Source organism: Pseudomonas sp. NPDC079367 (assembly GCF_044542195.1).
Taxonomy (GTDB): domain Bacteria; phylum Pseudomonadota; class Gammaproteobacteria; order Pseudomonadales; family Pseudomonadaceae; genus Aquipseudomonas.
The window spans coordinates 1-24,936 of sequence record NZ_JBITTW010000017.1 but is presented as its reverse complement, the minus strand read 5'-3'; the positions used below and the strand labels follow the sequence as shown (position 1 = coordinate 24,936).

Sequence of the window (24,936 nt, the reverse complement as noted above, 5' to 3'; positions counted from 1 at the left end):
TGCTTATTCGAGCATCTTGCTGAGCAACCAGCTCCCCGCCGGCCCCGGCGGGTACAACCGCGACCACAAGGCATCGACAAATACCGGTTTCGGCCAGCCGCGCACATTCAGCTCGATCAGCAAATCATTGGCATAACGCTGCACCAGCCACCTGGGCAGCGGTGCCCAGCCGAAACCCTTTTCGGCCATTTCCAGCAACATCAGATAACTCGGCGCCGACCACACCCGGCCTTTGCCACGGCTGTCATATGGATTGACGATGGTCGCCAGACGCAGCTCGCGATGTTGCTCGAGTATCTGCTGATCGACATGTTCAAGTTTGGCCAACGGATGTTCGCGGCTGACGAACAGGGCGATCTCCGTGCGCTCGGCGACGGTCGAGGTCACCAGATCGGGCGGGTAGTTGTCCTGCATCTCCGCGAAGGCCAGATGCGCCCGGCCGCGCTGGACCAATTCGACCAGGTCGTCGCATTCGGCAATCAGACACTCCAGCTCTAGCTCCGGATAACGCTGCTCGAACCCCACCAGCGCTGCCTCGAAACGATAGGACTGATAGGTATCGGAAATCGCCACGGTCAGCTTTGGTTCCACGCCTTGCGCCAGTTGCCGTGCGCTCATCTCCAGGCGACTGGTGGCAGCCAGAATCGCCTCGGCTTTTTGCAGCATGACGTGGCCGGCGGGGGTGAGCGTGGGTTTGCGGCTGCTGCGATCGAACAGTTGCAAATCCAGATCGATCTCCAGGCTCGCCACCGCTGCGCTAATGGTCGACTGACTGCGTCCCAATTTGCGCGCCGCCGCTGAGAACGAGCCTTGCGTTGCCGCTTGAACAAACGCCAACAGCACTTCTTGCGAAGCCATGAACTATCGCCTTGATCGATGGTTATTGGTTATGAAGTATCGGGATTCACTTGGAAAATGGCAACCAACGTCAATAAGGAGTCAGGCAATGACTGCCCACAAGTCCATCACCGAACGCGTTTTCCAGGCTGTTGGTTTCGAATTTCTCGCGATCCTGATCTGCACGCCGTTGCTCGCGTGGATCATGCAAAAGCCGCTGCTCGATATGGGCGCGGTGACCGTATTGATCGCGATGCTGGCGCTGGGGTGGAACGTGGTGTTCAACCGTTTCTTCGACCGTGCATTGGCGCGGATGAATCTGGCGCACAACGCCTGGGTGCGAGTGGTGCATGCGTTGCTGTTCGAAGGTGGACTGATCGTGATGGGCGTACCGCTGATTGCCTGGTGGCTGTCAGTCAGCCTGTGGCAGGCGTTGTTGCTCGACATCGGCGTGCTGCTGTTTTTCCTGCCGTACACCTACATCTATCACTGGGGTTATGACGTACTGCGCGAGCGCTTCATGGCCCGCCGCACATGTGAAAGCTAACGCCGATCCGCCGTAGGAGTTGCCGAAGGCCGCGATCTTTTGATCTTGGTTTAAAAAATCAAAGTCAAAAGATCGCAGCCTTCGGCAGCTCCTACAGGTCCGGTATTTGCAATCAGAGAAACATGCCGCCGGACGCCTCGACCCGCTGGCCATTGATCCACTGCCCGCCCTCTGACAGCAGCAGCGCCAGTGCACCGCCAATATCATCCGGTTGCCCGACCCGACCCAGCGCGGTGTTGCTGGCGACCATCGCATTGACAGCACCGTTGTCGCGCACCGTGCCACCGCCAAAATCGGTTTCAATCGCACCCGGCGCCAGAATGTTCACGCCAATCTGCCGCGCGCCAAGCTCCTTCGCTTGATAGCGGGTCAGCACTTCCATTGCGCCTTTCATTGCCGCATAGGCGCCGTAGCCCGGCAGGCTGAAGCGGGTCAGGCCGCTGGAAATATTGACGATGCGCCCACCGTCATTGATCAGCGGCAGCAGTTGCTGAGTCAGGAAGAACGGCCCCTTCAATTGCACGTTCATCAGCAGATCGAACTGCTCCGCGGTGGTTTCGCTGAACAGCGCGTGCACGCCGATCCCGGCATTGTTGATGAGGAAATCAAAACGCTGCCGCTCGAAGGTGTGTTGCAGAGTCTGTGCAACCTGCGCGGCAAACGCGGCGAAGCTTTCGCTGTGGCCGACGTCCAGTTGCAGCATCGCCGCTTTCGCGCCGAGTGCCTGTAATTCGTTGGCCAGATTTTGCGCCTCGTCGGCGCGGCTGTTGTAGGTGCCGATGACGTCGATGCCTTGCGCGGCGAGGTGCAGGGCGGCGCTACGGCCCAGGCCACGACTGGCGCCAGTGATCAGTGCGATTTTGCGGTTCATGCTGACTTCCTCGATTGCATTGAGTGGGGATGGAAGAAGTTTATTTGTCCGCCCGGAGGTGATAAACACAGCAAAAGCGGAATCACTGATCGGCTCAGCCGAACAATCATCGGGGCTTGTCATGAACAAACTGGAACTGCTGCGAACGTTCGTCCGGGTCAGCGAACTGTCGAGTTTCACCCTCGCCGGGGAAAGCCTCGGCCTGCCGCGCTCCACCGTGTCCGAGCAGGTGCAAGCGCTCGAAGCCTTGCTTGGCACGCGCCTGTTGCAGCGCACCACGCGCAAGGTGCAGGCCACTCAGGACGGCCTGGTGCTGTATGAGCGCAGCAAGGATTTGCTCTCGCACATGGATGAAATCGAGGGGTTGTTTCGTCAGGACGAGGCGTCGCTGACCGGGCGCATCCGGGTCGACATGCCGAATATTCTGGCGCGGCGGCTGATCATGCCGCGACTGCCGGAATTCATGGAACGCCACCCGCATCTGCAGATGGAAATCAGCAGCACCGACCGTCGTGTCGATCTGCTAAGCGAGGGTTTCGACTGTGTTTTGCGCATCGGCGCGCAGCCGGATCAGTCGGTGGTTGCCCGCCATCTCGGCGACTTTCCGATGGTCAACTGCGCCAGCCCGGCTTACCTGGAGCGTTACGGCGTGCCGCAGTCGCTCGAGGATCTGGCGCAGCATCGGCTGGTGCATTACGTCGGCGTGCTGGGCTCGCGTTCGGAGGGGTTTGTCTACGAGGCGGGCGGCGAGGTGCGGCGCGTGGCGATGGCCGGCAGTGTCACGGTCAACAGCACCGATGCCTATGAAGCGGCGTGCCTGGGCGGTTTCGGCCTGACGCAGGTGCCGCGTACCGGCATGCAACCGCATCTGGAAAATGGCGAACTGCTGACCGTACTGGCGCAATACACCGCACCGCCGATGGCGATTTCGTTGTTGTATGCGCGACAACGGCATTTGCCGCTGCGGGTGCGAGTGTTTATGGATTGGCTCGGCGATGTGGTTCGCTCAACGCTCTGACTGACCCACACAAATCCAGTTGTGAGAGCGGGCTTGCTCGCGAAGGCGATGTGTCAGGTGATACAGATGAGTCTGACAAACCGCCTTCGCGAGCAAGCCCGCTCCCACATTGGTTGCGCGTGTGTTTCAGAAGATTTGGGTGAACAACCAATAGAGGCTGCCCGACAGCAGGATGGCCGCCGGCAGCGTCAACACCCAGGCCATCAGCAGATTACGGATGGTGCGCATCTGCAACCCGGCGCCGTTGGCCACCATGGTCCCGGCCACGCCCGGCAGGTCAGTGTTTGGCCTATTAGTCCGACCGTTGATCTGCAGAACAAGCTGACTGTGGGAGCGGGCTTGCTCGCGAAAGCGGTGTGTCAGTCAACGGTGTCTCACCTGACACAACGCCTTCGCGAGCAAGCCCGCTCCCGCAGGGATCCCGGTGCAGGTGAAATCAATAATCCCCACGTTTGCGAAACGCCCAGCGCCCGGCGATCACCGTGAACGTCGCCACCAGCGCGACCAGTACCCAAAAACCGTGCGGATCCTGCGACAGCGGCACACCGCCGACATTCATCCCGAAAAAACCGGCGATGATGTTGATCGGCAAGGCCAGCACCGTCACCACCGTCAGGGTGAACAGCGTGCGGTTGCTCTGTTCGTTGAGGTTGGCGGCGATTTCTTCCTGCAGCAGTTTGATCCGTTCGCCGAGGGCGGTGAGGTCGTTGATGATCAGCGCGAATTCCTCGGTGGATTTGCGCAGCTCTTTGACGTCCTCCTTCTGCAACCACGGCGGCGGGCGATTGAGCAGGCGCAGCAACGAACCCGGCTCCAGCGCCAGCAATCGTTGCAAACGCACCAGCACGCGACGGTTGCCGCCAAGCTCGGCGCGGTTGGTCGACAGGCGCGAGGAGAGCAATTGGTCCTCGACCTGATCGACGCTCAGGCTGGTCTTGCGCACGATCTGCGTCAGCACTTCACCCTGGTCGCGCAGCAGATGCACAAGCAGTTCCGAGGGCGAACGAAAGCACTCGCCGGCCTTCACCGACGAGCGCAACTTGTCCACCGAATGCAGCGGTTGCAGGCGTGCGCTGACGATCAATTTGCTGCGCACGCAAACCCACAATGTCGACACATCGGAAGAAACCATGCTGCTGAGGTTGAACACCACATCGTTGACTACCGCCAGCAGCGCCGAGTCGACATGCTCGATACGTGTCGAACGCGAGCCCTCATGCAACGCCTCGAAAAATTCGTCGGGCAATTGCAGATGACTTTTCATCCAGCGCTCGCACGCGGCATGGGCAAGGTTGAGATGCAGCCAGAGGAATTCGCCGCTGTCGCTGTCGTCCTGCAGACAACGCAAAGCCGTCGCCGAATCGATTTCCCGACCGCGCTCACCGGGCAGAAAGCGAAATCCGTAGAGCAAGCCAAACAGGTCCGGATCGCGATGGCTGATATCGAGGCTGTGGTTCATGACGGCTCGCTGGAGGAGGGTGTCTGTTGCGGGATTTTCAGGTTCACCCGAGCGGCATCATCGCAAGCTCACATGACCGTTTTATGACAACAAAATGACGTCAAATCAACGTGTCACCGGCTGTCGGAAGATTCTCAAGAACGGCTCTGGCGCGCCGATCTCAGGTGAGTTAGGTTGCGCGCCATTGGCCTCTGGCCATGGTGCGTCGACAGGGAAGTCCGGCCATTTTTCACGTCCGCTTTTGGGCGTGCCTCATCCCTGCTTCGAGTACCTTGCAATGCTGCAAAAATCCCTGAGAGCGCAAATTCTCGCCCTGCTGAGCGGCAGTCTGCTGGCGATGCTGTTGATCGCGCTGGCCTGCTTTCATTTCCTCTCCAACGGTGTGCAAAGCTACAGTCAACTGATCGCCGGCCCGTTGCACACTTCGCAACTGATCGATGAAGCCAACCTGCAATTCAAAGTGCAGGTGCAGGAATGGAAAAACGTCCTGCTGCGTGGCAAGCAACCGGCGGATCTGGCGAAATACTGGAGCCAGTTCGAAGAGCGCCAGCGCGACGTGCAGACCATTCTCGGCGAACTGGCCGGCCAGAAAGGTATCGAGGCCAATCTCAAATCACGTATCGAACGCTTGCGCGAAGAGCATCGCCAGTTGGGCGTGGCCTACCAGAAGGGCCGTGACGCCTACGTCGCTACCGGAGGCGATCCGGGCGCCGGTGACGCCGCTGTCAAAGGCCTCGACCGCGCCACCAGCGAGCAGATGAGCGAACTGGTCGCCGAGTTGCGCAAGCAAGGCGATCAGCAGTCGAAGCTCATCAGTGCCAGCGCTGATCGCACCGTGTGGCTGGGGCTGCTGGTGATGCTTGCGTCAGGCTTGCTGATCGGTCTGCTGAGCCTGTGGCTGGTCAGCCGCAACCTGATCGAGCCGATCCGCAACCTCATTGATTACGTCACCCGCTTGAGCCGTGGCCAGTTGGCCGAGCGTGTAGTCAGCGAGCGTCGCGATGAGCTGGGCAACCTCGCTGCCGCAGCAAACACCCTGCGCGATTTTCTGGCGGACACCTTCGCGCGGTTGCAGCGCAGCGCCAGCAATCTGGACAGCGCCAGTGGCGAGCTCAATGCGATCGCCACGACCATGGCCGGCGGCACCAGCGAGCAATTCAATCGCACCGATCAGGTGGCTACGGCGATGAACGAAATGTCCGCCACGGCCCAGGAAGTCGCCCGGCACGCCGCTGATGCCGCGCGTGCTGCTGACGATGCCGATCAGTCGGCGCAGCAGGGCGAAAAGGTCATGCAAACCACCATTCATTCGATCACGCAGATGCGCGGTGAAATCGCCAACACCGCCACGGTGATCCGTCGACTGGAAACCGACAGCGGTCGTATCGGCAAGGTGCTGGAAGTCATTCGCGGCATCGCTGAACAGACCAACCTGCTGGCGCTCAACGCAGCCATTGAGGCGGCGCGGGCGGGTGAGGCAGGACGTGGTTTTGCCGTCGTCGCCGATGAGGTGCGCAACCTCGCTCAGCGCACGGCCGAGTCGATCATCGAGATCAACCAGATCATTCAGAACGTGCAGACCGGCGCCGTCGACGCCGCGCACGCGATCGAGAGCGGCCAGGCGCGCAGTGATGAAAGTGTCGAGCAGGTGACCCAGGCTGGTGCGATGCTGGAGCGCATCACTTTGGCCGTGGAGGCGATTCGCGACATGAACCGTCAGATCGCCACGGCGGCAGAAGAGCAGACTTCAGTGGCCGAGGATATCTCACGCAACCTGACTGAAATCACCGCGATTGCCAGCACCAACCTGGACAACGTGCAGCGCACCGAAAGTGCCAGTCAGAACCTGCATGGTTTGTCGGGGCAGTTGAATGAAGTGACGGCGCGGTTGAGTGCTTGATGGGGAGGGCGTAACCGAGTCAAAGCGTCACACCTGCAATGATTTTTATCAGGCATAAAAAAGCCGCACGATCGTCAATCGTGCGGCACTTTAACAGCGGTCTATCAAGTGTCTTGCTTGTTGCTCAGCACTTTGCCGGTGGTGGCATCAAAGTCCACGTCGAACTCTTTGCCGTCAGCGGTTTTAAGTTCAACTTCGTACTCGTAACCGTTGAAGTGATTATCCAGGTCGGTGTCGGTGATCGTTGCGCCCGGGTGCAGTTTCAGTGCTTCGGCGTTCATCGATTCCAGCGACTTGATCTTGCCGTCCTTGACCAATTGCGGCACTTGGTCGATGCGAACATCAGCCTGAGCCAGGCCAGCGGTGAGGGTCAGGGCAGCAGCGGTAAACAGGGCAGTCAAAGTTTTCATCGGTTCATTCCTTGGCAGTGCGTTGAAGTGGTTGATCTGTGTAAGTGGGTTCAGATTAACCAGCGCAACTTAATTCACCCTTAAATCTCCACATCGCGAGAAAGTCCGTCTTCGTGGGAGCGAGCCTGCTCGCGAAGTGAGCAACTTATTAGCTATTCAGAAACCGTTCTTCTTCAAAATCTCATCAACACTGCCAACAGCCGGACGCTTGTAGAATTTCAGCAGTTCACTGGCACGGTTGGTAAAGATGCCATCAACCCCCGCCGCCATGACCTTCTCGTAATCCACGGCCTCGTCGACCGTATACACGTGCCCCAGCAAGCCCTGGTCGTGGGTGTACTGGTTCATCCACGGTTGCACGAGGTCGGAATAACTCTGGTCACCCCCGTGAGTCAGCTTCGCCGATGGACCAGTGCCGATCGCGCCCTGGGCCTTGGCGTAATCGACCCATTGCTTGAATTCCGCTTCCGACTTCGGCTCCTGCTTGCCGTAAAACACGTTTTTGTCTTTCTCGCCGGACGCTGCAAACGTCACGGTGGATTTAGGCTCGATGCTGCCTTCGCCGACCCACAACAGCAGGATCTTCGGCACTTGCGGCATTTCCTTTTCCAGCAATTGCAGGCTGTTTTTATCGAAGGTTTGCAGGATCACCTTGCCTTTGCCTTGACCGACGCCCAGCGCACTTTTCGCCAGTTTCGAACCGGCCGGGCTCAGCCAGCCGCGATCCTGCAGTTTTTCCTTGAGGTCATGTTCGATGCCGGGAAACAGCTGCGGCTCTTTGGTCTCGATGTACAGGCCCGGCTTGTGCTGCGGGTTGGCGCGGGCGATGTCGATGATTTCATCAAGGGTGAGAATTTTCAGCCCGGCGTAGGAGGGACGTGCGCGATCCGGGTATTGGGTGTTGAACCAGCTGCCGGCATCGAGGGTTTTCAGTTCGGCCATGGTGAACGCGGTGGCCGGGCTGTCCTTGCGCTCGGGGAATTTGCTGGCGACATCGGTGGTGCGTTGCAGGTTGTCGTCGTGCAGGACGAAGAGCACGCCGTCCTTGCTGCGCTGCAAATCCATTTCCAGGTAATCGGCGCCCAGGTCACGGGCCAGTTTATAGGCCGCTGCAGTGGATTCCGGGGCATCGAACGACGCGCCACGGTGGGCAATTACCGCCGGATGCGGAATGCCATGGGCGGCGGCAATTGCCTTGGGCACCGGGTGGCTGTCGGCGTGCGCTTGACCGAGGCCGAACAGCAGACTCAGCAGCAGGGCGCTTCGGGTAAAAGTAGCAGGCATGGTCGAGTTCCTTTCGCAGGTCTTTTTCGAGACGTACCTTTTAACAACTGAAGCGCCGCAGGGCTATCGCCAGACCGACATAAACCGAGCAAAAAGGAAATTTCCTGCGCTTTTGTGGCGCTGTTTGCAGTACGCTTGCCCTCGGCAGACGTCCCGGCAGAGGGCGCGCCGCTGCGTTGCCCTGCGTGTAGACCATCGATCATCTTTCGTGAGGTTTACCATGCGCATCACCTCCCAACTCATCTGCCAGGCCGCCGACAATCTGAAAGGTTTCGTCGGCCTGAATCGCAAGACCGGCCAATATATCGTGCGCTTCAGCGAGGATTCGTTCGGTATGGATGTGGCCGATGACGGCATCATTGCGGCCAGTGAATTCGTCTGGGCGACGGCGTCGGACACCACCATGACGCTCAGGCGCGAGTTGATTCAGTTGTTGCTCGATCAACACATCGACGACCGCATCAACATCACCGAACCGTTGCGGGTTTACATGAGCAAGGTTGAAGTGCCGGAGATTGTGGCGGTGCGGAGTCTGGTGCGCGGTTGATGTTTTGCAGTGGGGTTGCGGGCCTCTTCGCGAGCAGGCTCGCTCCCACAGGGATTTCGTGAACGCCACAGATCCAATGTGGGAGCGAGCCTGCTCGCGAAGGCGGCGTTGTGGGCGCCGCCAACCTCACTGGCCGAATACATACTCGCGCTCAACACGGCATACTCGGGTGTGAAACGCCGAATACCATTCAGAGCGCCCGCTTGCCTGAATCAACCGGTGCTCGGGATTATCTCTCCATGCGAGAATCGCCGCCTCGCTCTGCCAATACGACACGGTAATCCCGACACCGTCCGCGCCCCGAACTGATTCCACGTCAAGAAAGCCAGGCTGCTGACTTGCCAGCTCGGCCATGCGCTGCGCCGCTGCGGCGTAACCGTTGTCACCCTCGGTGCGGGTCGATGTGAAAATCACTGCGTAGCAAGTTGTCATCAGCTTGGCTCCCCGCAGGCTTCGATAAACGCGCGAACCAGCGGTGGCATTTTTCCTTTTAGTGCGGCGCGTTCCGGCTGGAACAGCGTGGCGACGAAAAACGGATGATTTTTCAGTTCGATAGCGCGCAGATCCCCCGCTGAATCATGGCCTACCGCTTGTAGCTGATCGCTCATCAAATGCTGTTCGAACTGCGGATTCACGCCGTAGCGGCAGCGATAGCCTTCTTCAATTTCAGACTTTTCGTACGCCTTGGCGATCAACGAGCCGGGCTGGAGGTGAATGACGTCGATGGCTTCAACCAGCGAGCAGCTCAGCGGCGTGAGTACAGCGCGTTCGGATTCTGGCGAGGTTTCCCCGTGCTCGGCGTCGGCCCATCCTAGAACATTGCGCGAATATTCCAGAACCGCATGCTGAAAACCGCCACAGGTGCCGAGGAAAGGTCGCCCTTGCTCGCGGGCAAAGCGGATTGCTCTTAGCGCACCGTCTTCACTTTTATAAGGGCTGGCGGGTACACACCAGAACCCATCGAATTGATTCAACGCAGTGTCGGTGCCGATCTCTTCAGTGGCCAGCCATTCGAACTGCACAGGACGTTGCAGATGGGGGGCGACAAGGCCGAGTGCAACCGGAATCGCTTGGTGGGCGGTGACTTGGGGGTCGTAATCGCCAACCAAGGCGATGCGAATGGCGCGATTTTCCATGGGATTTCCCTGCGCTTGCTGATGGATGGCAGTCACTATAGATTGGCGCTCACGCATTCAATATTGGCGTTTCCCCAAGTGATCAATGCAGCGGCGCACTATCGACTCGACTATCCCGATCTGGCGCTGATCCTGGCCTTGGTGCGCAGCGGCTCGCTGGCACGGGCGGCGCAGTTGCTTCAGGTCGACGTTTCGACGGTGTTTCGCGCTGTTCGCCGACTGGAGTCAGCGCTCGGTCAGCAGTTGTTTGAAAAAAGCCGCGCCGGTTACCTGCCAACCTCGTTAGCGCAGACCTTGGCTGAGCAAGCCGAACGCGCCGAACAGGCGCTGGAAGCCGCCCGGATCGGTGTGGAGCAGGGTAGGGAAGTGATCAGCGGCACGGTGCGCCTGACCTGTACAGACTCTGTTCTGCAAGGCTTATTGTTGCCGGCGCTGGCGCAGTTCATGCCCAAGTATCCGGCACTGACGATCGAACTGAGCACTTCCAACGATTTCGCCAACCTCAGCCGCCGCGATGCCGACGTTGCCTTGCGCATGACACTTACACCACCGGAGCACTTGGTGGGACGGCAACTGGCCAAGGTTTCCTACCGCGTTTGCGCCAGCGCGCGATATCTACAGAACATTGATGCGTCGAATCTGGCGGCGCTGACCTGGGTTGCCCCGGACGAATTCCTCCCGGATCACCCTACCGTGGCCTGGCGCCGCCAACAGTTACCCGGTGTAATCCCTGCTTATCGTTGCAACAGCATGCTTTCAGTCACGGAACTGGTGCGTGCCGGCCTCGGCGTGGCGGCTTTACCCGACTTTCTGATCAGCGATGGTTTGCAGATGTTGAGCGATGCGTTGCCGGGCTACGACACGGCGCTGTGGCTGCTGACCCGGCCCGATTGCCGGGCCTTGCGCTCGGTGGTGACGTTGTTCGATGAGCTCGGGCGAGCGTTGCGCCTCCCCACACCTTGAATCTGCGCCGTTCACAAACTCCTCGTGGGAGCGAGCCTGCTCGCGAAAGGCCGCACCTCGGTACACCGCCAGAGTAAGTGTTAAGCCCGCCGACTCCTTCAAACCAACCCCATTACCCCGACACCCGCTCATTGGCAAACATGCTAACCGCATCCACCGCCTCACTGGCGCCGTCGCGAATCTGCAGAATCACCGTACCGGCCTGATTGGCCAGTTCCACGCCTTCGGCTGCGCGGTCGCGGGTGCCTTGCATGCTCTTTATCGCTTGCCGCGTCTCGCTCTGGATCAGACTGATCATGTTGGAAATCTCGGCGGTGGAGCCGCTGGTGCGCGCGGCCAGTTGCCGCACTTCATCGGCCACTACGGCAAAACCGCGACCCTGTTCACCGGCGCGTGCGGCTTCGATGGCGGCGTTGAGCGCGAGCAGGTTGGTCTGATCGGCGATCGCGCGGATGGTGTTGACGATGGCCGTAATCTGCTCCGAGCGGTCGCCCAGTTGCGCGATCAGCGTGGAGGACTGGCTGATGTCCTCGGCAATTTCGCGCATTTCGCTGGCAGCCTGTTGAATCACTTGCGTACCTTGCTCGGCGACTTTTCGTGTCGCCACCGAGATGTGATAAGCGGTGCTGGCACTGCGCGCATCCTGATCGTGTTGTTCGACGCGAGCAGTGACGTCCGACGCGAACTTGACCACTTTATATAAACGCCCCGAGGCATCGTAGACCGGGTTGTAGTTGGCCTCCAGCCACACGGTCTGACCGCGTTTATCCACGCGTTCGAACTGACCGTGGAAGAACTCGCCCTGATTCAAGCGCCGCCAGAAATCCTGATAGGCACCGCTGTTGACCAGCGTCGGGGTGCAGAACAAACGGTGATGTTGGCCCTTGAGTTCCGCGAGGTTATAGCCCATGCGCGTGAGAAAATTCTGGTTGGCGGTAAGAATGTTGCCGTCGAGATCGAATTCGATCACCGCCATCGCCCGATCGATCGCCTGCAGCTTGGCGTTGGCTTCGTTCTCCTGCTGAACTTTGGTGGTGACATCCATCGCGTACTTGACCACTTTGATCACCCGCCCCGACGCATCCTTGATCGGGTTGTAGCTGGCTTCCAGCCATATCGGCTGGCCTTTGCTGTTGACCCGTTCAAAGGTGCCGGACTGGAACTGACCGTTTTTCAAGCGCGACCACAACTCAGTGTATTGGGCACTGCGACCGAATTCAGGTGTGCAGAAATGCCGGTGCGGCTGGCCAATCGCCTGGGCAGCCGTGTAACCCATGGTCTGGAGAAAATTGTCATTGGCTCGCAACACCACGCCATCAAGATCAAACTCGATCACCGCCATCGAACGGTTGATCGCTTCGAGCATTGCAGCTTGGTCAAAAACGGTGTGTTGCAGTCCTTCGAGGGCGGCTTTGTGGCGTTTAAAAAACATGCTTGCGATACTCGGGAGTGGGAAAAATCAAAAGGATTCAGTCCCTAATTCCTGCGCCGGCAGACCGAAATGCACTGGCGGCATTCGGCGGTGACTGCTCAATGCCAGCGTTCCGTTACTGGCAGATGGCTACTTATACAAAACTTCATAAAGTTGTACAAGAAAGGAATTTTTCGCGAGTTTGTATAACTTTTTGCGAAATTAGTTGTACACGTTTGAGCGCCTGCTCGGCTGAACAGGGAATCAGCCTTGATAGCGCGCCAAAAACATCTCCAGTGCCGACTCGGCAACCGCGTTCTGCGCGTCTGGATCAAGGGCCGCGCGGCCGAGCGAGATCTGCGGCCAGAACGCGAACGCCTTGAGCAAGCCTTGCACTTGATGCGCGGCAAACTCTGGATCCACCGGTTTGAGCCGTCCATCGGCTTGCGCCGCGCGTATCCAGACGGTCAATCCTTCCTCGCGCTCGCCCATGCGCTCGATCATGTTCTGCGCACGTTCGGGGGAATGAATAGTGGCGGCAATCGCTACCCGGGCGAGGGTAAGAAAATTCTCGTCGGCCATCATCTGCACCTTCTCTCGCAACATTTGCCGCAACTGCTCGCTCAGCGGTTGCTCGCGGTTATAGCTAACTGATGGCTCGGCAATGATCCGCGCCCATAACTGGTTGAGGATATCGGCGAACAGTTCTTCTTTGCTGGGGAAGTGGTTGTACACCGTACGCTTCGACACGCCGGCGGTGGCAGCGATCTTGTCCATGCTGGTGATTTCAAACCCATGGGCACGGAATTCGGCGATCGCTGCCTGGATGATGGCTTCGCGTTTGCGGTCGGTCAGGCGTCGGGGAGCGGTCATGGCAGGCTTCGGCAGAGAAGAGAGGAATTACACTTGGCAGTTTACTTGGCGTCGGCTTTGATGCAACCTAGAAACTACACCGCTCAGTGTAATGTTGCGTTAATCCTCGCACCTTACAAACCAGAGCGTTTGGCCCTTGCGTGCAGCTTGGCCATTTTCATTTCCCGTGGAATACCGTGCAGCACACGGTTTTTCGGAGTCGTTCAGTCATGGCCAATCCAGTCTCTCTCCCGGATAAAACTCCCAAGCCTGAAGCCTCTCGACAGGATCAAGGGCTGTTTCGCAATCATGCGCCGGTACAGCGCGAAGGCCTGCGCAAAATGCTGCGGATCATGTGGAACATGATTTTCCACAAACCGCGCGACACCCGTCCAACCGCTGCCATCCCTGTGCAGCCGCTTACTCGCGAAGATCTGGTCGCAGCGCCGAATCACAGCGTTTACCGCTTGGGGCACTCGACGCTGTTGCTGAAGATGCGCGACAAATTCTGGATTACTGACCCGGTCTTCGCCGAGCGCGCCTCGCCAGTACAGTGGGCGGGTCCGAAACGTTTCCATCAGCCACCGATCAGCATCGACGAACTGCCGCCGATCGAAGCGGTGATCCTCTCGCACAACCATTACGACCATCTCGACTACGAAGCGGTACTCAAACTCGCCGCCAAAACCACGTACTTCCTGACCCCGCTGGGCGTGGGCGACACCCTGATCAAGTGGGGCATCGACGCCAGCAAAGTGCGCCAGTATGACTGGTGGCAGGGCACCGAAATCGCCGGTATCCGCTTCGTTGCCACACCTTCGCAGCACTTTTCCGGTCGTGGCCTCTTCGACGGCAACAGCACCTTGTGGGCGTCATGAGTAATGATCGACGCCGGCACACGAATTTTCTTCAGCGGCGACAGCGGTTACTTCGACGGCTTCAAACGCATCGGCGAACAGTACGGCCCGTTCGACCTGACCCTGATGGAAACCGGCGCCTACAACGTCGAATGGCCCCATGTGCACATGCAACCGGAAGAAACCCTGCAAGCCCACATCGACCTCAAGGGCCGCTGGCTCTTCCCGATCCACAACGGCACCTTCGACCTGGCCATGCACGCCTGGCACGAACCTTTTGACCGCATCCTTGCGCTTGCATGGGAACGCAGTATTGCGATTACCACACCGCGGATGGGGGAGGCGTTCAACCTTGCGCATCCACAACGGGGGAGTGCGTGGTGGATGGCGGTTGAAGAGGAGGGGGAGGCGCTAGTGCAGAACGCCTGACGATTTCATCCGGTTCGCCTCGGTGCGAACCGGATGAATCAGATTCCTATTTCCTTCATTCGCTGGTGGTAATCCTCCATCGTAGCGACTGACAAATCCCTGAATTTTCCACGAAGTATCTGACTTAGTGTTTCCAAGGTGATGCCAGTAATTTGCGCCGCTTCAGATTCGTTCAGGTTGGCAGTCTTGATCAACGCGGCCATTTTCGTCGCATATCCCGATTTGATCAGCATTTCATCTGCACCCTGCAGTCCCAAATCTGCGTAGACGTTGCCCGTGCTTCTTTCGATGTTCATCCTTAGCGCTCCTTATTCGGCCATCGCAAAATCCCCACGCCCCACCGATTCCCCCGCCATACCCTGCGCCCTGACACTCCGCCCCGGTGCAAACCCCGGGAAGAACACCAACCCCTGCGCTTCAAACCGATAAGCCAGTGCCAACCTCGCGGCGTCCGCCACGTCCTGCTGCGCTTCGAACCGCTGGATATCTGCGACAGCCACCTCGGCCTCGCGCGACAGTTGTTCAACGCTCCAGCCCAGCATGGCGCGGGCCTGGACGCAGTGGGTCGGGGTGAACTGGAAGAGGGCAATGCGTTCGAGGACGTGATTCATCGCAAGAGAGGCCATGGTGTGCTCCGGGCTCAAAAGTGCTGATTGAAAATGTACTGTGTTTTTGTACAGTTGTTTTCGGCCGGGATCAAACGCATTTTTCGAATTTGCCTAATTCGCCGACTCCAACCAGACGGACGGTGCCTGTCCCAGTACTCGCCGAAACATCGTCGAAAACGCCGCCGGACTCTCATAGCCGAAGTCCAGAGCAATCCGCGTCACCGCTTCACCCGCCGCCAGCCGTGCCAGTGCCTGCACCACGCAGGCTTGCTGTCGCCACTGGCGAAAGCTGAGGCCGGTCTGCTGCCGAAACAATCTGTTAAAGGTGCGCAAGCTTATGTGTAACTGATCGGCCCAATCCTGCGGCGATTGGTGGGTATTGGGCATGTTCAGAAAGGTCTGACACAGACTGAGGAGCTTTCCTTCGGCGGGCATGGGAATGTGTAGGGGAAGGGGAGCGCTACGTGTCAGTTCGTGCAACAACAGGTTGATCAGCACACCGTCGCGTCCGGCCTGGTTGTACATCAGTGGCACATCCACCGCTTCCATCAGCAAATGCCGCAGCAGCGGCGACACGTTGAGCACTTGGCATTCCGGCCCCAATTCCACGTTGCCCGGTTCGATGTAGAGGCTGCGTGTGCTCACCCCGAGCATCAATACCTCGTGGGCCACACCCGGCGCAATCCACACCGCGCGCTGCGGCGGCACCACCCAATTACCATTCTGAGTGCTGACTTGCATCACGCCCGTGGCGCCGTAGAGCAATTGCCCACGTCGATGCGTATGAAACGGGAGTAGGTGGCCGTGGGAATAATCGGTACCGATGGCCACGACCGGGCGAGGCGTGTCATCGAGCTGATTGATCGAAATATTGCGCATCAGGTGCGTTCCAGCGGTTGGCGTAAACGCAAACATTATTGGCTGAACTGCTGAAGCCGGCCAGTGCATGCCGCTCTAATGTCGGGGGCTTTCCCCATCCCGGACGCCCGCCATGTTCTACCTCCTGCTTACACTGTTCGGCTGCCTCACCGGCATCAGCGCCGTGCTCTTCGGTTTCGGCGGCGGCTTCGTCATCGTGCCGCTGCTCTATCGCATGCTCACCGCCAGCCACGCAGCCGACGACCCCATCGCGCAATCGGCCATGCACATCGCCGTGGCCACCTCGACCTGCGTGATGGTCGTCAACGCCCTGATCGCCACACGCAAACACGAACGCGCCGGCAATCTGCTCCGGGAATACCTTTGGCCATTGGGCGGGTTTATCGGTGCGGGCGCGGTCGTCGGCGCCATCGGCGCGATGTGGGTCAGCGGCGAAGTGATCCGCTACGCCTTCATCGTCTACCTGGGCGTGACCATCGTCGATTGCCTGCTGCGTCGCGGATTTCTGACACAGTCCCAAACGACAATCCCACGACGACTGACCGCAACAGAAACATCCGCCGGGGGCGTAGGCATCGGGGCCATTGCGACGTTTCTCGGCGTAGGAGGAAGCGTCATGACCGTGCCGCTGCTGCGCCGCTGCGGGCTGAGCATGTCGCAAGCGACCTCCATGGCCAATCCGCTCAGCGTGCCGGTGGCGTTGGCCGGGACGCTGACGTACATGGCGCTTGCCGGGTTTAGTCAGGCTGACTTGGGGGCGTGGTTTGTCGGGTATGTGGATCTGCTGGCGTTTGCGGTGCTGACGGTGGGGTCGCTCATCGGGATTCGATTGGCCGCGCCATGGATTGGGCGGATACCGGATCGGGTGCATGCGCGCGTCTACATCGGTTTACTTATGGTGGTGATGATCAGCATGTGCTTGAGCTGAGCGTGACGGCGCTCGATTCCAGCGCGCAAGCTCGCCATAATCCGCAGCTACTCTCGCGGGCAGTTGCTCGCTTATTCAGGGATGAAGTGATGTGCCGAGGACTGTTACGTCTTTTTGCTGTTTTTTGTCTAACGGGTTCTTTTGTCTCGACGGCAGCTTGGGCCGAGACCGGCGCGCAGTTGTTCACCGGCACGTTGGGTAAATCGTCTATCGTCCTCGAAATAAACCCTCGTACCGGAGAGGGACGTTACTTTTACAAGAAGTACCGCAAGGATCTACCACTCGACGGTGCTCTGGACGGTGAAACGCTTGTGCTGGAAGAAGGCTCGCGGATGGAAGACTCACGCCCGACCTTGCGTCTGCAGCCGACAACTGATGGTTGGTATGGCGATTGGACGAGCACCGCTGGGAAAAGCCTGAAGATCAAGTTACAGCCAGCCGTCATCCCCGATGTACCGGATGATGCCTTGCCCTTTTTCACCACACTTCACGACAAGTACCCTTATGAGTACCTGCGGCTGCAGGGCGTTACACTCAAAAAAGGCAACATCGACACCTTCATGGGCTACACGCTGCAGTGGTGGAGCGAGCCGAAGACAGGCACTTCTCTGTTCGAAGTGGTCTCGGGTTATTCCCCTGAAGAGCGTCGACGCATCAACCAACAATTGATGGCGCGTTTGTGGAGCGAGGTATTGTCGTCTTATGGATGTTCAGGCAGTTACGCGCAGTCGAGCCAACCGCTGTGGATGTCGTCAACAGTGATGAGTGTTCTGATTTCATCAGATTATTTCTGCGGCGGTGCCTATCCGGATCAAAGCCAGGATGCGCTCAACTTCGACACTAAAACAGGCAGACTCCTGACCCTTGATGATGTTTTGTGGGTGGGGCGGGGCAAGCCATTGCATTTCCAACGAGAGGGCGACTTCGGCGGGGAGGCGTCCGGCTCGTCTGATTCCTGGTCTAACTACCGCAGTGAGGAACTGGCACCCTGGCTGGTCGCGCAGTTGCTGAAACTCTACTCCAGTGAAATGACAGTTACCCCCGAAGGCGAAAACGACTGCAACTACGACGAGAGTTATCCCTGGCAATTTCCCGGTTGGCACTTCACGCAACTGGGCATCAAGCTGGAGCCGTCATTTCCCCACGTCGCGGCGGTCTGCGGATTCGTCGACTGGAGCGTTCTGCCGTACACAATCGTCAAACAACATCCGGGCGGGGTTGCATTGCAACTGCCTTGAGGTGGCGTTTTCTTTCATGCGCAGCCTCTCGATTCCTGACCACAACCCCGCCATAATCGCCGCGAATTTATCCGCGACGGCCCTCGAACGCCGGCGCGACCTCCGACTCTTTCAAGGAACGATCAATGCTCAAGGGACTGATGCGCCTGGCGCCATGCGCTGCTGTGCTGTTCTCGCTGATTCCAAGTGTTCACGCCGATGATGACCGACGCGTGTTCACCGGCACGTTAGGCAAAACGCCGATCGTCGTAGAGCTCAATATCACGCAGCAGGACGAAGTAACCGGTCGGTACTTCTACGAAAAATACCATCGTGATTTGCCGCTCAATGGCGCGTTGCAGAACGGCACGCTGACCTTGACCGAGGGCAATAATCGCTATGGTGACGACAAGCCGCTATCAACGTTGGAACTGGAAGAAACCGGCAGCGGCTGGCAGGGCGAATGGAGAAGTCCGCAGGGCAAGAAGCTGCCGGTGAAACTCACCGAGGCCAGACTTACCGCCCCTACCTCATCAACTTTGCCGTTCATTGCCGCTTTGCCCTACAGCGAGCCTTACGAGTATTTGCGCCTGCAGGGACTCAAACTGAAACCGGCGAAGAAAGAAAACTTCATGGGCTACGACCTGCAATGGTGGACAGAGCCTGAGACAAAGATTTCCCTGTTCAGCGTGGAGTCCGGATTGTCGAAAGATGATCAGCAACGGGTTAACCAGCAGTTGCTTGGACGCCTCTGGAATGAAGTCATCAGTTACCACGGCTGCCAGTTGCAGGGCGGCGAAAACGTCGACTTCATGCAACAGGCGCAACCGAAAATGATCTCGCCAGCCGTGGTCAGCCTGAACATCTCGACCAGCTATTACTGCGGTGGCGCGCATCCAGACTTCGGCGATTCACCGCTCAACATTGACGTCAAAACCGGCCACCCGCTGTCCCTCGAAGATGTCCTGTGGGTCGGTGAGGGCAAACCACTTTTACATGCCGAACGCGACAGCCTGGGCGACGAACCTTTGAGCAAGGACGAAAGTAACGCGCGCTATCAGTACGTAAGCAAAGAGTTGGTGCCGTGGGTGATCAATCAATTCACGGCCCTGTACCCCACAGAAATGAAGACACCGACGGGAGATGACGACTGCAACTTCCAGGACGAAAGCATCTGGGGGACTTCGCCTTGGTACTTCACCGAGAAGGGCCTGTACCTCGGCGCGTACTTCGCTCGCGTGCAACGCTCTTGCGATAGACCTGACTGGTCGATCCTGCCGTACTCCCTAGTCAAACAACACCCTGGCGCCGTAAAACTGCAACTGCCCCAAGGCTAGCCATCACTCCAACCCCGGCGCTTCACGAATAATGAAGTGATCCAGGTTCTCGATATTGGCATTGAAGACCTCGAAAGGTTTTTCGGGGTTCTTCTTGCCGGGCACCTGCTTCAACTCCGGCGTCACCCCATAGAAGAAACAGAACAACGCCTTGTCGCTATCCACGGCGTGCTTGATCTCTTCCAGAAAGGCCTTGCGCTTGCGGTAGTTGTCGATCAGCTTCTTGTTCAGATAAACGCTGACCGGATACGGCTTCTTCTTGCTGTCTTCGGGCTTCTTGAACCAGACCTTGTCCTCGAAATCGATACGAAAACTGGCGCTGTGGAAGTCCTCAATCTTCTTGATCCGCCCCCAGTAAATCAGCCCCTTGTTGTCCGTCAGATACTCGATCTTCTTGAAGAACGAACTGTACGGCGCCGTATGCTCGCCAATCTTCAACGGCATGCGCTTGAGCAACTCCTTGTCGGCGAAGTTGGAAACAAAACACTCCACCGGATGCGCAAACACACTGGTCTTGTCCGGCGCCGACTCACGACTCGCTGACTCCTTACCACTGTCTGCCACCATCCGAACCGGATCATCGCGCAACACATCCGCCGCCCCCGCTGGCGTGACAGGCTTGCGTACATACTCACGCCGGGTCAGCAATAACTCCGATGGGAAATGCTCCTCACGCCCGTCATCCACCTCGCCATCCGCCGTCTCAACACCAGACGCCGACGCCTTCAAACTCACATACGGACAACCCGCCACATGCTGCGTCGTGGGCAGATTCTTGAAGTGCGGCGTGCGCACGTAATTCACATTCTTGGCATTGAATGTACCCAACTCATTGGAAGCCTCGAACGCCGCACGACAGGCATCGTTGGGGCACTGGAAGTGTTCCTTCGCCGAGTCAAACGCCACCGTTTCATCGAAATTGAGATCGCGAACATCATAGATCGACAACTTGTCGTCGAGGCTGAGGCAGTAGGCGAGATCGAATTTCATGGTGGGGCTCGGATCCTTGAGTTGGGGAGGGGTATTAATAGCGGGAGGCGGCGCGGGTTGCACTGATTGTTTTCAGGTTGATGCAAATCCTGTGGGAGCCAGCCTGCTGGCGATTCTTGGCATCAACCAGAGTTCAATGCTCACACCGTCATTGCAGGCCACGCATCACCCTGTGGCGAGGGAGCTTGCTCCCGTTGGGCTGCGAAGCAGCCCCAAGAACAACAGATACGGTTAGTAAGACAAACCGCGATTACTCCTTTTCGAGTCTTCCAACGTTGTCATACAGCCAAGCAGTGAAAGCCTCTCTGTCGTCAGAATGGTGGCAGCGTCGATGACAGTTTGGGCATAGCGCTACGGTGTTGGTCTTGAAGTCCGTCCCGTTGTCCGACAAATGCTTAACGTGGTGAACCTCAAGGTAAGGTTCTCCATTCATTTCAAACGGACCTGATTGTCCACATCCCTCACAGACACCCTTGGCGTTGAACAGAATCCAATCTTTGACTTTGGATATGCGGGCGTAGGTTTTGGTTGTCCTGACGATTTGCTGAGGTATCTGCACACCCTCTGGCTCACTCACAAAATCACGTTGTTTCGCTCGTTGTACATTTCGAAGTGATGATTCTTCTTGCGTTGAAGGTGTACCGGAATCCAGCGTAATGAGGCCTTTAGATTCTAGGATTTTGATCAGACGCGCGGTAATCCCCGAACCGAGATTCACCTTTGGTTTGTAGCTAGAGATCGTTTTCAGCCCAAGATCTTCGAACAGAGCGGTAATGTTCTGCAGTCGATAGTCAATCGACTTGGTGTTTCGCCCGGCGAGTACGCCGTTCTGCAGACGCTTATGCTCCAAGGACTTATTAAATTTTTGTTCATTTGGGTAGCGAGTCTGAATATCGAGATAGCCATCAACCGAAGCTTCAAGCTCCTCATCCGTCCAGCCACTATTTTCTTTTTCCGTATCCATAAAATCGCCGAGGGTTGAAAACCCTCGGACGATACTGAGTGGCCATCACAGATGTCTACGAAAATTCCTACAAAAAATAGCGACGGATCTCGCGTGCATTCCTACAAGAGCATCGCTCAACCCATCGAATGCTTCGACGCCTGAAACGCCTGAGCGACCCTTCGCCACCAAGGCTTCGTCGCCATCGCTTTTCGTGGTGTCTGATCGCTCAACAGATAAGGCATGTCCCGCAGCCGAATCCAATCTTCGTTCTGCCAATGCAGCAGACTCAAAGACATCTCCGGCCAATCCAACAAACTCAACATCGGCCGATCTGAATGCCCCGAGTGTTCTGCATCGCGTAAGGCCGGCACTACCTGATGAGTCAGCCACTCACGCAGCAACCGATTGCCCGGAACGTAGTGATAAACCAGCAGCGCATAGACGCCGGATTCACTGAGCATCAATAGCTTTTCGGGTTGCCGGAAATACTCAATCGACAGGACGCGACGTTGATCCTTGTCTAGCTTGTTGACCATGCGTTCGCTGAGATGCACACCCATCAAACGACCGATGTCGCGGGCGCAAAACCATGGCTGGTTTTCAACCAAAAGGCCGTGCAGATAGAGGCCGTGGCGTTTAAAAGTCGCGGGAATGATTGGTTCAGCAAGGTCGTCCTCCGAGGTAGTGGGAGGCAGCAGCCATTTTTTTGCAAACATATCCTTACCTCTACGTTTAAGTTAAAAGAGCCGTAACCCAACGTAGAGGAATTAAGAATATCCCAACAAGCATTATTGTTTACGCATTAAAACATATATATTCTTGATGGAATATAGATCGTAATGTGTAAATAAGTCAGCTTCTACGTTGGGTGTTTCTTAGGCACCTATGTGTACCTTAGGTGCGATAGGTTTTCGCGTCAATAAGGTTGTGTGCTTTTTTATGTGGGAATTGTCTGTAAATCTAGGCGATGTATTGATATCGCCTAGATTATTTTCGGTTTGGTTTATTTTTTTAGAGACAAAAGAAGTGCGCCTGCGGTGCCCTGGGGAATAAGGCCTTGCGCTATTTTTTTCTGTAAATATGCAGGGAATTTTTGAGGTAAATATATCTTTTCTAGCCAGATTCTGAAATCGCCCAGAGCGCTCAGTGGATATATATTTGCTTCGGTTTTTGCTGCTGATTGAGGGAAGTAGTCTGGGTATTCATGAGGGAATTTTTTTCTCTCACCATGGACTGCTTCGAGATTTTCTGAAGCCCAGTGTCTGGCCCACATCTGCCCAACACTGATGTCTGGAACAGTATGTGTGTCAATGATCAGTCCTGACTCAATTGCAGATACAACGATGTCTGCAATTTCTCTGAAAACACTAAAGAAACCTGCAGGCAGTTTGTTTAGTAAGATTCTGTCGTGGTAGTGGCGCCATGAGTCTAGTTTAAGTGACTCGGGCGAGAATCCAACTCCTTCGTAGATAAAGGCCCGCAGGGTTCTGCGGGCTAGCAGCCTAAAGTTTCTTTGCGCTATCTGGTTGTCGGTATTATCTGAGTCAAATGCGTAATATTCTAGGATTGCCATGCAGACTGTGTCTGGGTAGGCGCTGATTTTTTGGCCGTTTTGCTCTGTTTTAATAACTATTCGTTCAGTTGTGAAATTTTGCTGAATCAATAGCTGTTTAATTCTTTTTCCTCTGGGCTTGAATACTTCATCGTGCCAATTGTTAGCTAAATCACTGATCGTTTTAGGGTTTACTCCGCAGAGCCTAGCTAAGCCTCTTTCGGTGAGATAAGGGGTAGTGTCGTTCAAAACGCCCATTTGTATCCCGTCGATCTCCGCGAAAGAAGCCGAGGGCAATTCTAGCGGTAGTTCTGACTGCATTAGCTCGCTCATCATCAGCTCCGAATAAGTTTTATGGCTTCATTTATTAGTAATGGAGGGTACAGATAATCCATGTGAGATTCTGGGTTTTTCTTCTTGTTATAAGTTATGCCCTGTTCCAAGCACAGTTTTGCGCACATGGCTCTCAGATGTTGCAGGTCAATAATTATAGAGCTGTCCGAGCAGTAGTTTTGCACATCTATAAGGTCGGAGTTATCACTTGGAAGCGTAATTGTCTCGATTTTCTGATTTATTTCTTCGAGTTGTCGCTCGGTTTCTTCAAAGCGTAAACGGGTTTCGTTGGCGAGTTTTTCTCGCTCTTCGATTTCTTTTATAAGTAGATTGGTATGCTGTGCGAGGGTTTGGGCTAGAGACATTATCTCTGAGCCGCCCTGTTTAACTGGTACGGGGTATGTTCCGTACTTTCTTACTGCCGGTATTACTTCGTGAAATATCCATCTTTGGAATGATTTACTGGCTGGAGTGCTGTCGCGAGAGATTATTCGGTATAAACCGGGTTCTGTAATAAAAACCTCTGTTCTCGGTTGCGCAGATAAATCGTCGATAACTGGGAAGTGTTTGTATTCGTCGCTGTCCAGTACATCGCGTTGAGCTTTTACTAACTGTCCTAGACCAGTTTTACCTTGTTCGTTTATAGCTGTATTTGTTTTTGCTAGAGTCAAAACAACATCTTCTAACGAGATGTATAAGTTTTCATCGATGTAGAAGCTTCTGATTTTCGAGGTGCCATGAATAGCGTGATAATCCAGCAGTATTGGCGTATGCATTTTAATTTCCTATAAAAAAGCCCCGCACTTGCGGGGCTTTAATTTATTCAGCTAAGCATCCTTTAGGCTTTTTCTGTTATAGCATGGCTCAACGCCATCATCAATCCCAGCTCAACGCACCACCAGTCTGATACTCAATAACCCGCGTCTCAAAGAAATTCTTCTCTTTCTTCAAGTCCATAATCTCGCTCATCCAAGGGAACGGGTTATTCGTCCCCGGATACTCTTCTTTCAAACCAATCTGCGACAAACGACGGTTAGCGATGAACTTCAGGTAGTCCTCCATCATCGCCGCATTCATCCCCAACACCCCGCGAGGCATGGTGTCGCGGGCGTATTCGATCTCCAGCTGCGTACCCTGCAGAATCATCTGGGTCGCTTCTTCTTTCATCTCAGCATCCCACAAGTGTGGGTTTTCGATTTTGATCTGGTTGATCACGTCGATGCCGAAGTTCAGGTGCATGGATTCGTCGCGCAGGATGTACTGGAACTGCTCGGCGACGCCGGTCATTTTGTTGCGGCGGCCCATGGAGGGATCTGGGTGAAGCCGCAGTAGAAGAAGATGCCTTCCAGCACGCAGTAGTAGGCGATCAGGTTGCGCAGCAGCTCTTTGTCGGTGTCCGGGGTGCCGGTTTCGAACTTCGGATCGGAGATCGAACGGGTGTATTTCAGGCCCCAGGCGGCTTTTTTCGCGACCGATGGGATCTCGTGGTACATGTTGAAGATTTCGCCTTCATCCATGGCCAGCGATTCGCTGCAGTACGGCTAGGCGTGGGTGTGGCTCGCTTCTTCGACCGCCTGGCGCAGGATGTACTGGCGGCATTCCGGGTTGGTGATCAGGCGGTACAC

General features: G+C 56.6%; 25 protein-coding genes and 4 pseudogenes. 10 read left to right on the top strand and 19 right to left on the bottom strand.

Annotation, left to right across the window (positions count from 1 at the left end):
- Positions 1 to 3: 3 nt before the first annotated feature.
- Complete coding sequence (locus ACIGDJ_RS15415; protein ID WP_101155865.1) at positions 4 to 858, bottom strand: LysR family transcriptional regulator; 855 nt, start codon at positions 856 to 858, stop codon at positions 4 to 6.
- Positions 859 to 946: 88 nt separating this feature from the next.
- Here ACIGDJ_RS15415 and ACIGDJ_RS15410 point away from each other — a divergent pair, with 88 nt between their 5' ends.
- Complete coding sequence (locus ACIGDJ_RS15410) at positions 947 to 1,384, top strand: multidrug/biocide efflux PACE transporter (protein WP_101155867.1); 438 nt, start codon at positions 947 to 949, stop codon at positions 1,382 to 1,384.
- A 112-nt stretch (positions 1,385 to 1,496) separates the two neighbouring features.
- On the opposite strand, the gene ACIGDJ_RS15405 is transcribed toward ACIGDJ_RS15410, so the two are convergent.
- Complete coding sequence (locus ACIGDJ_RS15405) at positions 1,497 to 2,255, bottom strand: SDR family NAD(P)-dependent oxidoreductase (RefSeq protein ID WP_101155869.1); 759 nt, start codon at positions 2,253 to 2,255, stop codon at positions 1,497 to 1,499.
- Between the two features lie 121 nt (positions 2,256 to 2,376).
- Between ACIGDJ_RS15405 and ACIGDJ_RS15400 the strand changes: the two genes are divergently transcribed.
- A complete protein-coding gene (locus ACIGDJ_RS15400) occupies positions 2,377 to 3,273 on the top strand; it encodes a LysR family transcriptional regulator (protein WP_397479142.1) in 897 nt (298 codons plus the stop codon).
- A gap of 126 nt (positions 3,274 to 3,399) precedes the next feature.
- Here the strand turns inward: ACIGDJ_RS15400 and ACIGDJ_RS15395 are convergent.
- Together ACIGDJ_RS15395 and ACIGDJ_RS15390 are read right to left on the bottom strand one after the other, a co-directional pair.
- Positions 3,400 to 3,543: pseudogene (locus tag ACIGDJ_RS15395) on the bottom strand (hypothetical protein); the annotation flags it as partial.
- Between the two features lie 166 nt (positions 3,544 to 3,709).
- Entirely contained in the window at positions 3,710 to 4,732 is a 1,023-nt protein-coding gene (locus ACIGDJ_RS15390) for a transporter (RefSeq protein ID WP_397479141.1), read from the bottom strand.
- 94 nt (positions 4,733 to 4,826) lie between these two features.
- Between ACIGDJ_RS15390 and ACIGDJ_RS15385 the strand changes: the two are divergent.
- Both ACIGDJ_RS15385 and ACIGDJ_RS15380 read left to right on the top strand, forming a co-directional pair.
- Positions 4,827 to 5,747 (top strand): annotated as a pseudogene (locus tag ACIGDJ_RS15385) (hypothetical protein); the annotation flags it as partial.
- Between the two features lie 117 nt (positions 5,748 to 5,864).
- The gene (locus ACIGDJ_RS15380) at positions 5,865 to 6,632 is read left to right on the top strand and encodes a methyl-accepting chemotaxis protein (RefSeq protein ID WP_371918364.1); all 768 of its coding nucleotides are present in this window, start codon (positions 5,865 to 5,867) and stop codon (positions 6,630 to 6,632) included.
- A 104-nt stretch (positions 6,633 to 6,736) separates the two neighbouring features.
- On the opposite strand, the gene ACIGDJ_RS15375 is transcribed toward ACIGDJ_RS15380, so the two are convergent.
- Together ACIGDJ_RS15375 and ACIGDJ_RS15370 are read right to left on the bottom strand one after the other, a co-directional pair.
- Positions 6,737 to 7,042 (bottom strand): PepSY domain-containing protein, encoded by a 306-nt coding sequence (locus ACIGDJ_RS15375; RefSeq protein ID WP_039758030.1) that lies wholly within the window; start codon positions 7,040 to 7,042, stop codon positions 6,737 to 6,739.
- Between the two features lie 156 nt (positions 7,043 to 7,198).
- A complete protein-coding gene (locus tag ACIGDJ_RS15370; protein ID WP_397479140.1) occupies positions 7,199 to 8,326 on the bottom strand; it encodes a glycerophosphodiester phosphodiesterase in 1,128 nt (375 codons plus the stop codon).
- A gap of 220 nt (positions 8,327 to 8,546) precedes the next feature.
- On the opposite strand from ACIGDJ_RS15370, the gene ACIGDJ_RS15365 reads away from it, so the two are divergent.
- Positions 8,547 to 8,873: a DUF2025 family protein gene (locus ACIGDJ_RS15365; protein ID WP_101155878.1), complete on the top strand. Its 327-nt coding sequence runs from the start codon at positions 8,547 to 8,549 to the stop codon at positions 8,871 to 8,873.
- A gap of 126 nt (positions 8,874 to 8,999) precedes the next feature.
- Here ACIGDJ_RS15365 and ACIGDJ_RS15360 read toward each other — a convergent pair whose 3' ends face one another.
- Together ACIGDJ_RS15360 and ACIGDJ_RS15355 are read right to left on the bottom strand one after the other, a co-directional pair.
- Entirely contained in the window at positions 9,000 to 9,305 is a 306-nt protein-coding gene (locus tag ACIGDJ_RS15360; RefSeq protein WP_101155881.1) for an antibiotic biosynthesis monooxygenase, read from the bottom strand.
- Positions 9,305 to 10,009 carry a CTP synthase gene (locus ACIGDJ_RS15355; protein ID WP_397479176.1) on the bottom strand — a complete coding sequence of 235 codons (705 nt, stop codon included), beginning with the start codon at positions 10,007 to 10,009 and terminating at the stop codon, positions 9,305 to 9,307. The genes ACIGDJ_RS15360 and ACIGDJ_RS15355 overlap by 1 nt, the downstream gene beginning before the upstream one ends.
- 15 nt (positions 10,010 to 10,024) lie before the next feature.
- Between ACIGDJ_RS15355 and ACIGDJ_RS15350 the strand changes: the two genes are divergently transcribed.
- Positions 10,025 to 10,972: a LysR family transcriptional regulator gene (locus tag ACIGDJ_RS15350; protein ID WP_397479139.1), complete on the top strand. Its 948-nt coding sequence runs from the start codon at positions 10,025 to 10,027 to the stop codon at positions 10,970 to 10,972.
- Between the two features lie 112 nt (positions 10,973 to 11,084).
- On the opposite strand, the gene ACIGDJ_RS15345 is transcribed toward ACIGDJ_RS15350, so the two are convergent.
- Positions 11,085 to 12,404 carry a methyl-accepting chemotaxis protein gene (locus tag ACIGDJ_RS15345; RefSeq protein ID WP_397479138.1) on the bottom strand — a complete coding sequence of 440 codons (1,320 nt, stop codon included), beginning with the start codon at positions 12,402 to 12,404 and terminating at the stop codon, positions 11,085 to 11,087.
- Between the two features lie 243 nt (positions 12,405 to 12,647).
- Positions 12,648 to 13,256 carry a TetR/AcrR family transcriptional regulator gene (locus ACIGDJ_RS15340; protein ID WP_101155889.1) on the bottom strand — a complete coding sequence of 203 codons (609 nt, stop codon included), beginning with the start codon at positions 13,254 to 13,256 and terminating at the stop codon, positions 12,648 to 12,650.
- Positions 13,257 to 13,465: 209 nt separating this feature from the next.
- Here ACIGDJ_RS15340 and ACIGDJ_RS15335 point away from each other — a divergent pair.
- Positions 13,466 to 14,521: pseudogene (locus ACIGDJ_RS15335) on the top strand (MBL fold metallo-hydrolase).
- Positions 14,522 to 14,559: 38 nt separating this feature from the next.
- Here the strand turns inward: ACIGDJ_RS15335 and ACIGDJ_RS15330 are convergent.
- The 3 genes from ACIGDJ_RS15330 to ACIGDJ_RS15320 form a co-directional block, all read right to left on the bottom strand.
- On the bottom strand, positions 14,560 to 14,817 hold the full coding sequence (locus ACIGDJ_RS15330) for a helix-turn-helix domain-containing protein (RefSeq protein ID WP_397479137.1): 258 nt from the start codon (positions 14,815 to 14,817) through the stop codon (positions 14,560 to 14,562).
- 12 nt (positions 14,818 to 14,829) lie between these two features.
- Positions 14,830 to 15,147 carry a hypothetical protein gene (locus tag ACIGDJ_RS15325; protein WP_039758012.1) on the bottom strand — a complete coding sequence of 106 codons (318 nt, stop codon included), beginning with the start codon at positions 15,145 to 15,147 and terminating at the stop codon, positions 14,830 to 14,832.
- A 93-nt stretch (positions 15,148 to 15,240) separates the two neighbouring features.
- Positions 15,241 to 16,008, bottom strand: a complete 768-nt coding sequence (locus tag ACIGDJ_RS15320; protein WP_101155895.1) for a helix-turn-helix domain-containing protein — start codon at positions 16,006 to 16,008, stop codon at positions 15,241 to 15,243.
- A 112-nt stretch (positions 16,009 to 16,120) separates the two neighbouring features.
- Between ACIGDJ_RS15320 and ACIGDJ_RS15315 the strand changes: the two genes are divergently transcribed.
- The 3 genes from ACIGDJ_RS15315 (at position 16,121) to ACIGDJ_RS15305 (ending at position 19,490) form a co-directional block, all read left to right on the top strand.
- Complete coding sequence (locus tag ACIGDJ_RS15315) at positions 16,121 to 16,936, top strand: sulfite exporter TauE/SafE family protein (protein WP_397479136.1); 816 nt, start codon at positions 16,121 to 16,123, stop codon at positions 16,934 to 16,936.
- On the top strand, positions 16,924 to 18,174 hold the full coding sequence (locus ACIGDJ_RS15310; protein ID WP_397479135.1) for a hypothetical protein: 1,251 nt from the start codon (positions 16,924 to 16,926) through the stop codon (positions 18,172 to 18,174). Before ACIGDJ_RS15315 ends, ACIGDJ_RS15310 begins: the two co-directional genes overlap by 13 nt.
- A gap of 125 nt (positions 18,175 to 18,299) precedes the next feature.
- Positions 18,300 to 19,490 carry a hypothetical protein gene (locus ACIGDJ_RS15305; protein ID WP_397479134.1) on the top strand — a complete coding sequence of 397 codons (1,191 nt, stop codon included), beginning with the start codon at positions 18,300 to 18,302 and terminating at the stop codon, positions 19,488 to 19,490.
- Positions 19,491 to 19,493: 3 nt separating this feature from the next.
- Here the strand turns inward: ACIGDJ_RS15305 and ACIGDJ_RS15300 are convergent, their stop codons facing one another.
- The 6 genes and pseudogenes from ACIGDJ_RS15300 to ACIGDJ_RS15275 form a co-directional block, all read right to left on the bottom strand.
- Positions 19,494 to 20,480 carry a hypothetical protein gene (locus ACIGDJ_RS15300; RefSeq protein ID WP_130902296.1) on the bottom strand — a complete coding sequence of 329 codons (987 nt, stop codon included), beginning with the start codon at positions 20,478 to 20,480 and terminating at the stop codon, positions 19,494 to 19,496.
- Positions 20,481 to 20,730: 250 nt separating this feature from the next.
- The gene (locus ACIGDJ_RS15295) at positions 20,731 to 21,444 is read right to left on the bottom strand and encodes an HNH endonuclease (RefSeq protein ID WP_397479133.1); all 714 of its coding nucleotides are present in this window, start codon (positions 21,442 to 21,444) and stop codon (positions 20,731 to 20,733) included.
- Between the two features lie 116 nt (positions 21,445 to 21,560).
- A complete protein-coding gene (locus ACIGDJ_RS15290) occupies positions 21,561 to 22,142 on the bottom strand; it encodes a Bro-N domain-containing protein (RefSeq protein ID WP_397479132.1) in 582 nt (193 codons plus the stop codon).
- Between the two features lie 287 nt (positions 22,143 to 22,429).
- Positions 22,430 to 23,311 (bottom strand): hypothetical protein, encoded by an 882-nt coding sequence (locus tag ACIGDJ_RS15285; protein ID WP_101155906.1) that lies wholly within the window; start codon positions 23,309 to 23,311, stop codon positions 22,430 to 22,432.
- A gap of 2 nt (positions 23,312 to 23,313) precedes the next feature.
- Complete coding sequence (locus ACIGDJ_RS15280; RefSeq protein ID WP_397479131.1) at positions 23,314 to 24,087, bottom strand: Bro-N domain-containing protein; 774 nt, start codon at positions 24,085 to 24,087, stop codon at positions 23,314 to 23,316.
- Between the two features lie 100 nt (positions 24,088 to 24,187).
- Positions 24,188 to 24,936: pseudogene (locus tag ACIGDJ_RS15275) on the bottom strand (ribonucleotide-diphosphate reductase subunit beta); the annotation flags it as partial.

Excerpts from the sequence above, each read along its gene's own strand:
- ACIGDJ_RS15415 (WP_101155865.1), bottom strand. The coding sequence starts at position 858 with ATGGCTTCGCAAGAAGTGCTGTTGGCGTTTGTTCAAGCGGCAACGCAA.
- ACIGDJ_RS15410 (WP_101155867.1), top strand. The coding sequence starts at position 947 with ATGACTGCCCACAAGTCCATCACCGAACGCGTTTTCCAGGCTGTTGGT.
- ACIGDJ_RS15405 (WP_101155869.1), bottom strand. The coding sequence starts at position 2,255 with ATGAACCGCAAAATCGCACTGATCACTGGCGCCAGTCGTGGCCTGGGC.
- ACIGDJ_RS15400 (WP_397479142.1), top strand. The coding sequence starts at position 2,377 with ATGAACAAACTGGAACTGCTGCGAACGTTCGTCCGGGTCAGCGAACTG.
- ACIGDJ_RS15390 (WP_397479141.1), bottom strand. The coding sequence starts at position 4,732 with ATGAACCACAGCCTCGATATCAGCCATCGCGATCCGGACCTGTTTGGC.
- ACIGDJ_RS15380 (WP_371918364.1), top strand. The coding sequence starts at position 5,865 with ATGGCCGGCGGCACCAGCGAGCAATTCAATCGCACCGATCAGGTGGCT.
- ACIGDJ_RS15375 (WP_039758030.1), bottom strand. The coding sequence starts at position 7,042 with ATGAAAACTTTGACTGCCCTGTTTACCGCTGCTGCCCTGACCCTCACC.
- ACIGDJ_RS15370 (WP_397479140.1), bottom strand. The coding sequence starts at position 8,326 with ATGCCTGCTACTTTTACCCGAAGCGCCCTGCTGCTGAGTCTGCTGTTC.
- ACIGDJ_RS15365 (WP_101155878.1), top strand. The coding sequence starts at position 8,547 with ATGCGCATCACCTCCCAACTCATCTGCCAGGCCGCCGACAATCTGAAA.
- ACIGDJ_RS15360 (WP_101155881.1), bottom strand. The coding sequence starts at position 9,305 with ATGACAACTTGCTACGCAGTGATTTTCACATCGACCCGCACCGAGGGT.
- ACIGDJ_RS15355 (WP_397479176.1), bottom strand. The coding sequence starts at position 10,009 with ATGGAAAATCGCGCCATTCGCATCGCCTTGGTTGGCGATTACGACCCC.
- ACIGDJ_RS15345 (WP_397479138.1), bottom strand. The coding sequence starts at position 12,404 with ATGTTTTTTAAACGCCACAAAGCCGCCCTCGAAGGACTGCAACACACC.
- ACIGDJ_RS15340 (WP_101155889.1), bottom strand. The coding sequence starts at position 13,256 with ATGACCGCTCCCCGACGCCTGACCGACCGCAAACGCGAAGCCATCATC.
- ACIGDJ_RS15330 (WP_397479137.1), bottom strand. The coding sequence starts at position 14,817 with ATGAACATCGAAAGAAGCACGGGCAACGTCTACGCAGATTTGGGACTG.
- ACIGDJ_RS15325 (WP_039758012.1), bottom strand. The coding sequence starts at position 15,147 with ATGGCCTCTCTTGCGATGAATCACGTCCTCGAACGCATTGCCCTCTTC.
- ACIGDJ_RS15320 (WP_101155895.1), bottom strand. The coding sequence starts at position 16,008 with ATGCGCAATATTTCGATCAATCAGCTCGATGACACGCCTCGCCCGGTC.
- ACIGDJ_RS15315 (WP_397479136.1), top strand. The coding sequence starts at position 16,121 with ATGTTCTACCTCCTGCTTACACTGTTCGGCTGCCTCACCGGCATCAGC.
- ACIGDJ_RS15305 (WP_397479134.1), top strand. The coding sequence starts at position 18,300 with ATGCTCAAGGGACTGATGCGCCTGGCGCCATGCGCTGCTGTGCTGTTC.
- ACIGDJ_RS15300 (WP_130902296.1), bottom strand. The coding sequence starts at position 20,480 with ATGAAATTCGATCTCGCCTACTGCCTCAGCCTCGACGACAAGTTGTCG.
- ACIGDJ_RS15295 (WP_397479133.1), bottom strand. The coding sequence starts at position 21,444 with ATGGATACGGAAAAAGAAAATAGTGGCTGGACGGATGAGGAGCTTGAA.
- ACIGDJ_RS15290 (WP_397479132.1), bottom strand. The coding sequence starts at position 22,142 with ATGTTTGCAAAAAAATGGCTGCTGCCTCCCACTACCTCGGAGGACGAC.
- ACIGDJ_RS15285 (WP_101155906.1), bottom strand. The coding sequence starts at position 23,311 with ATGAGCGAGCTAATGCAGTCAGAACTACCGCTAGAATTGCCCTCGGCT.
- ACIGDJ_RS15280 (WP_397479131.1), bottom strand. The coding sequence starts at position 24,087 with ATGCATACGCCAATACTGCTGGATTATCACGCTATTCATGGCACCTCG.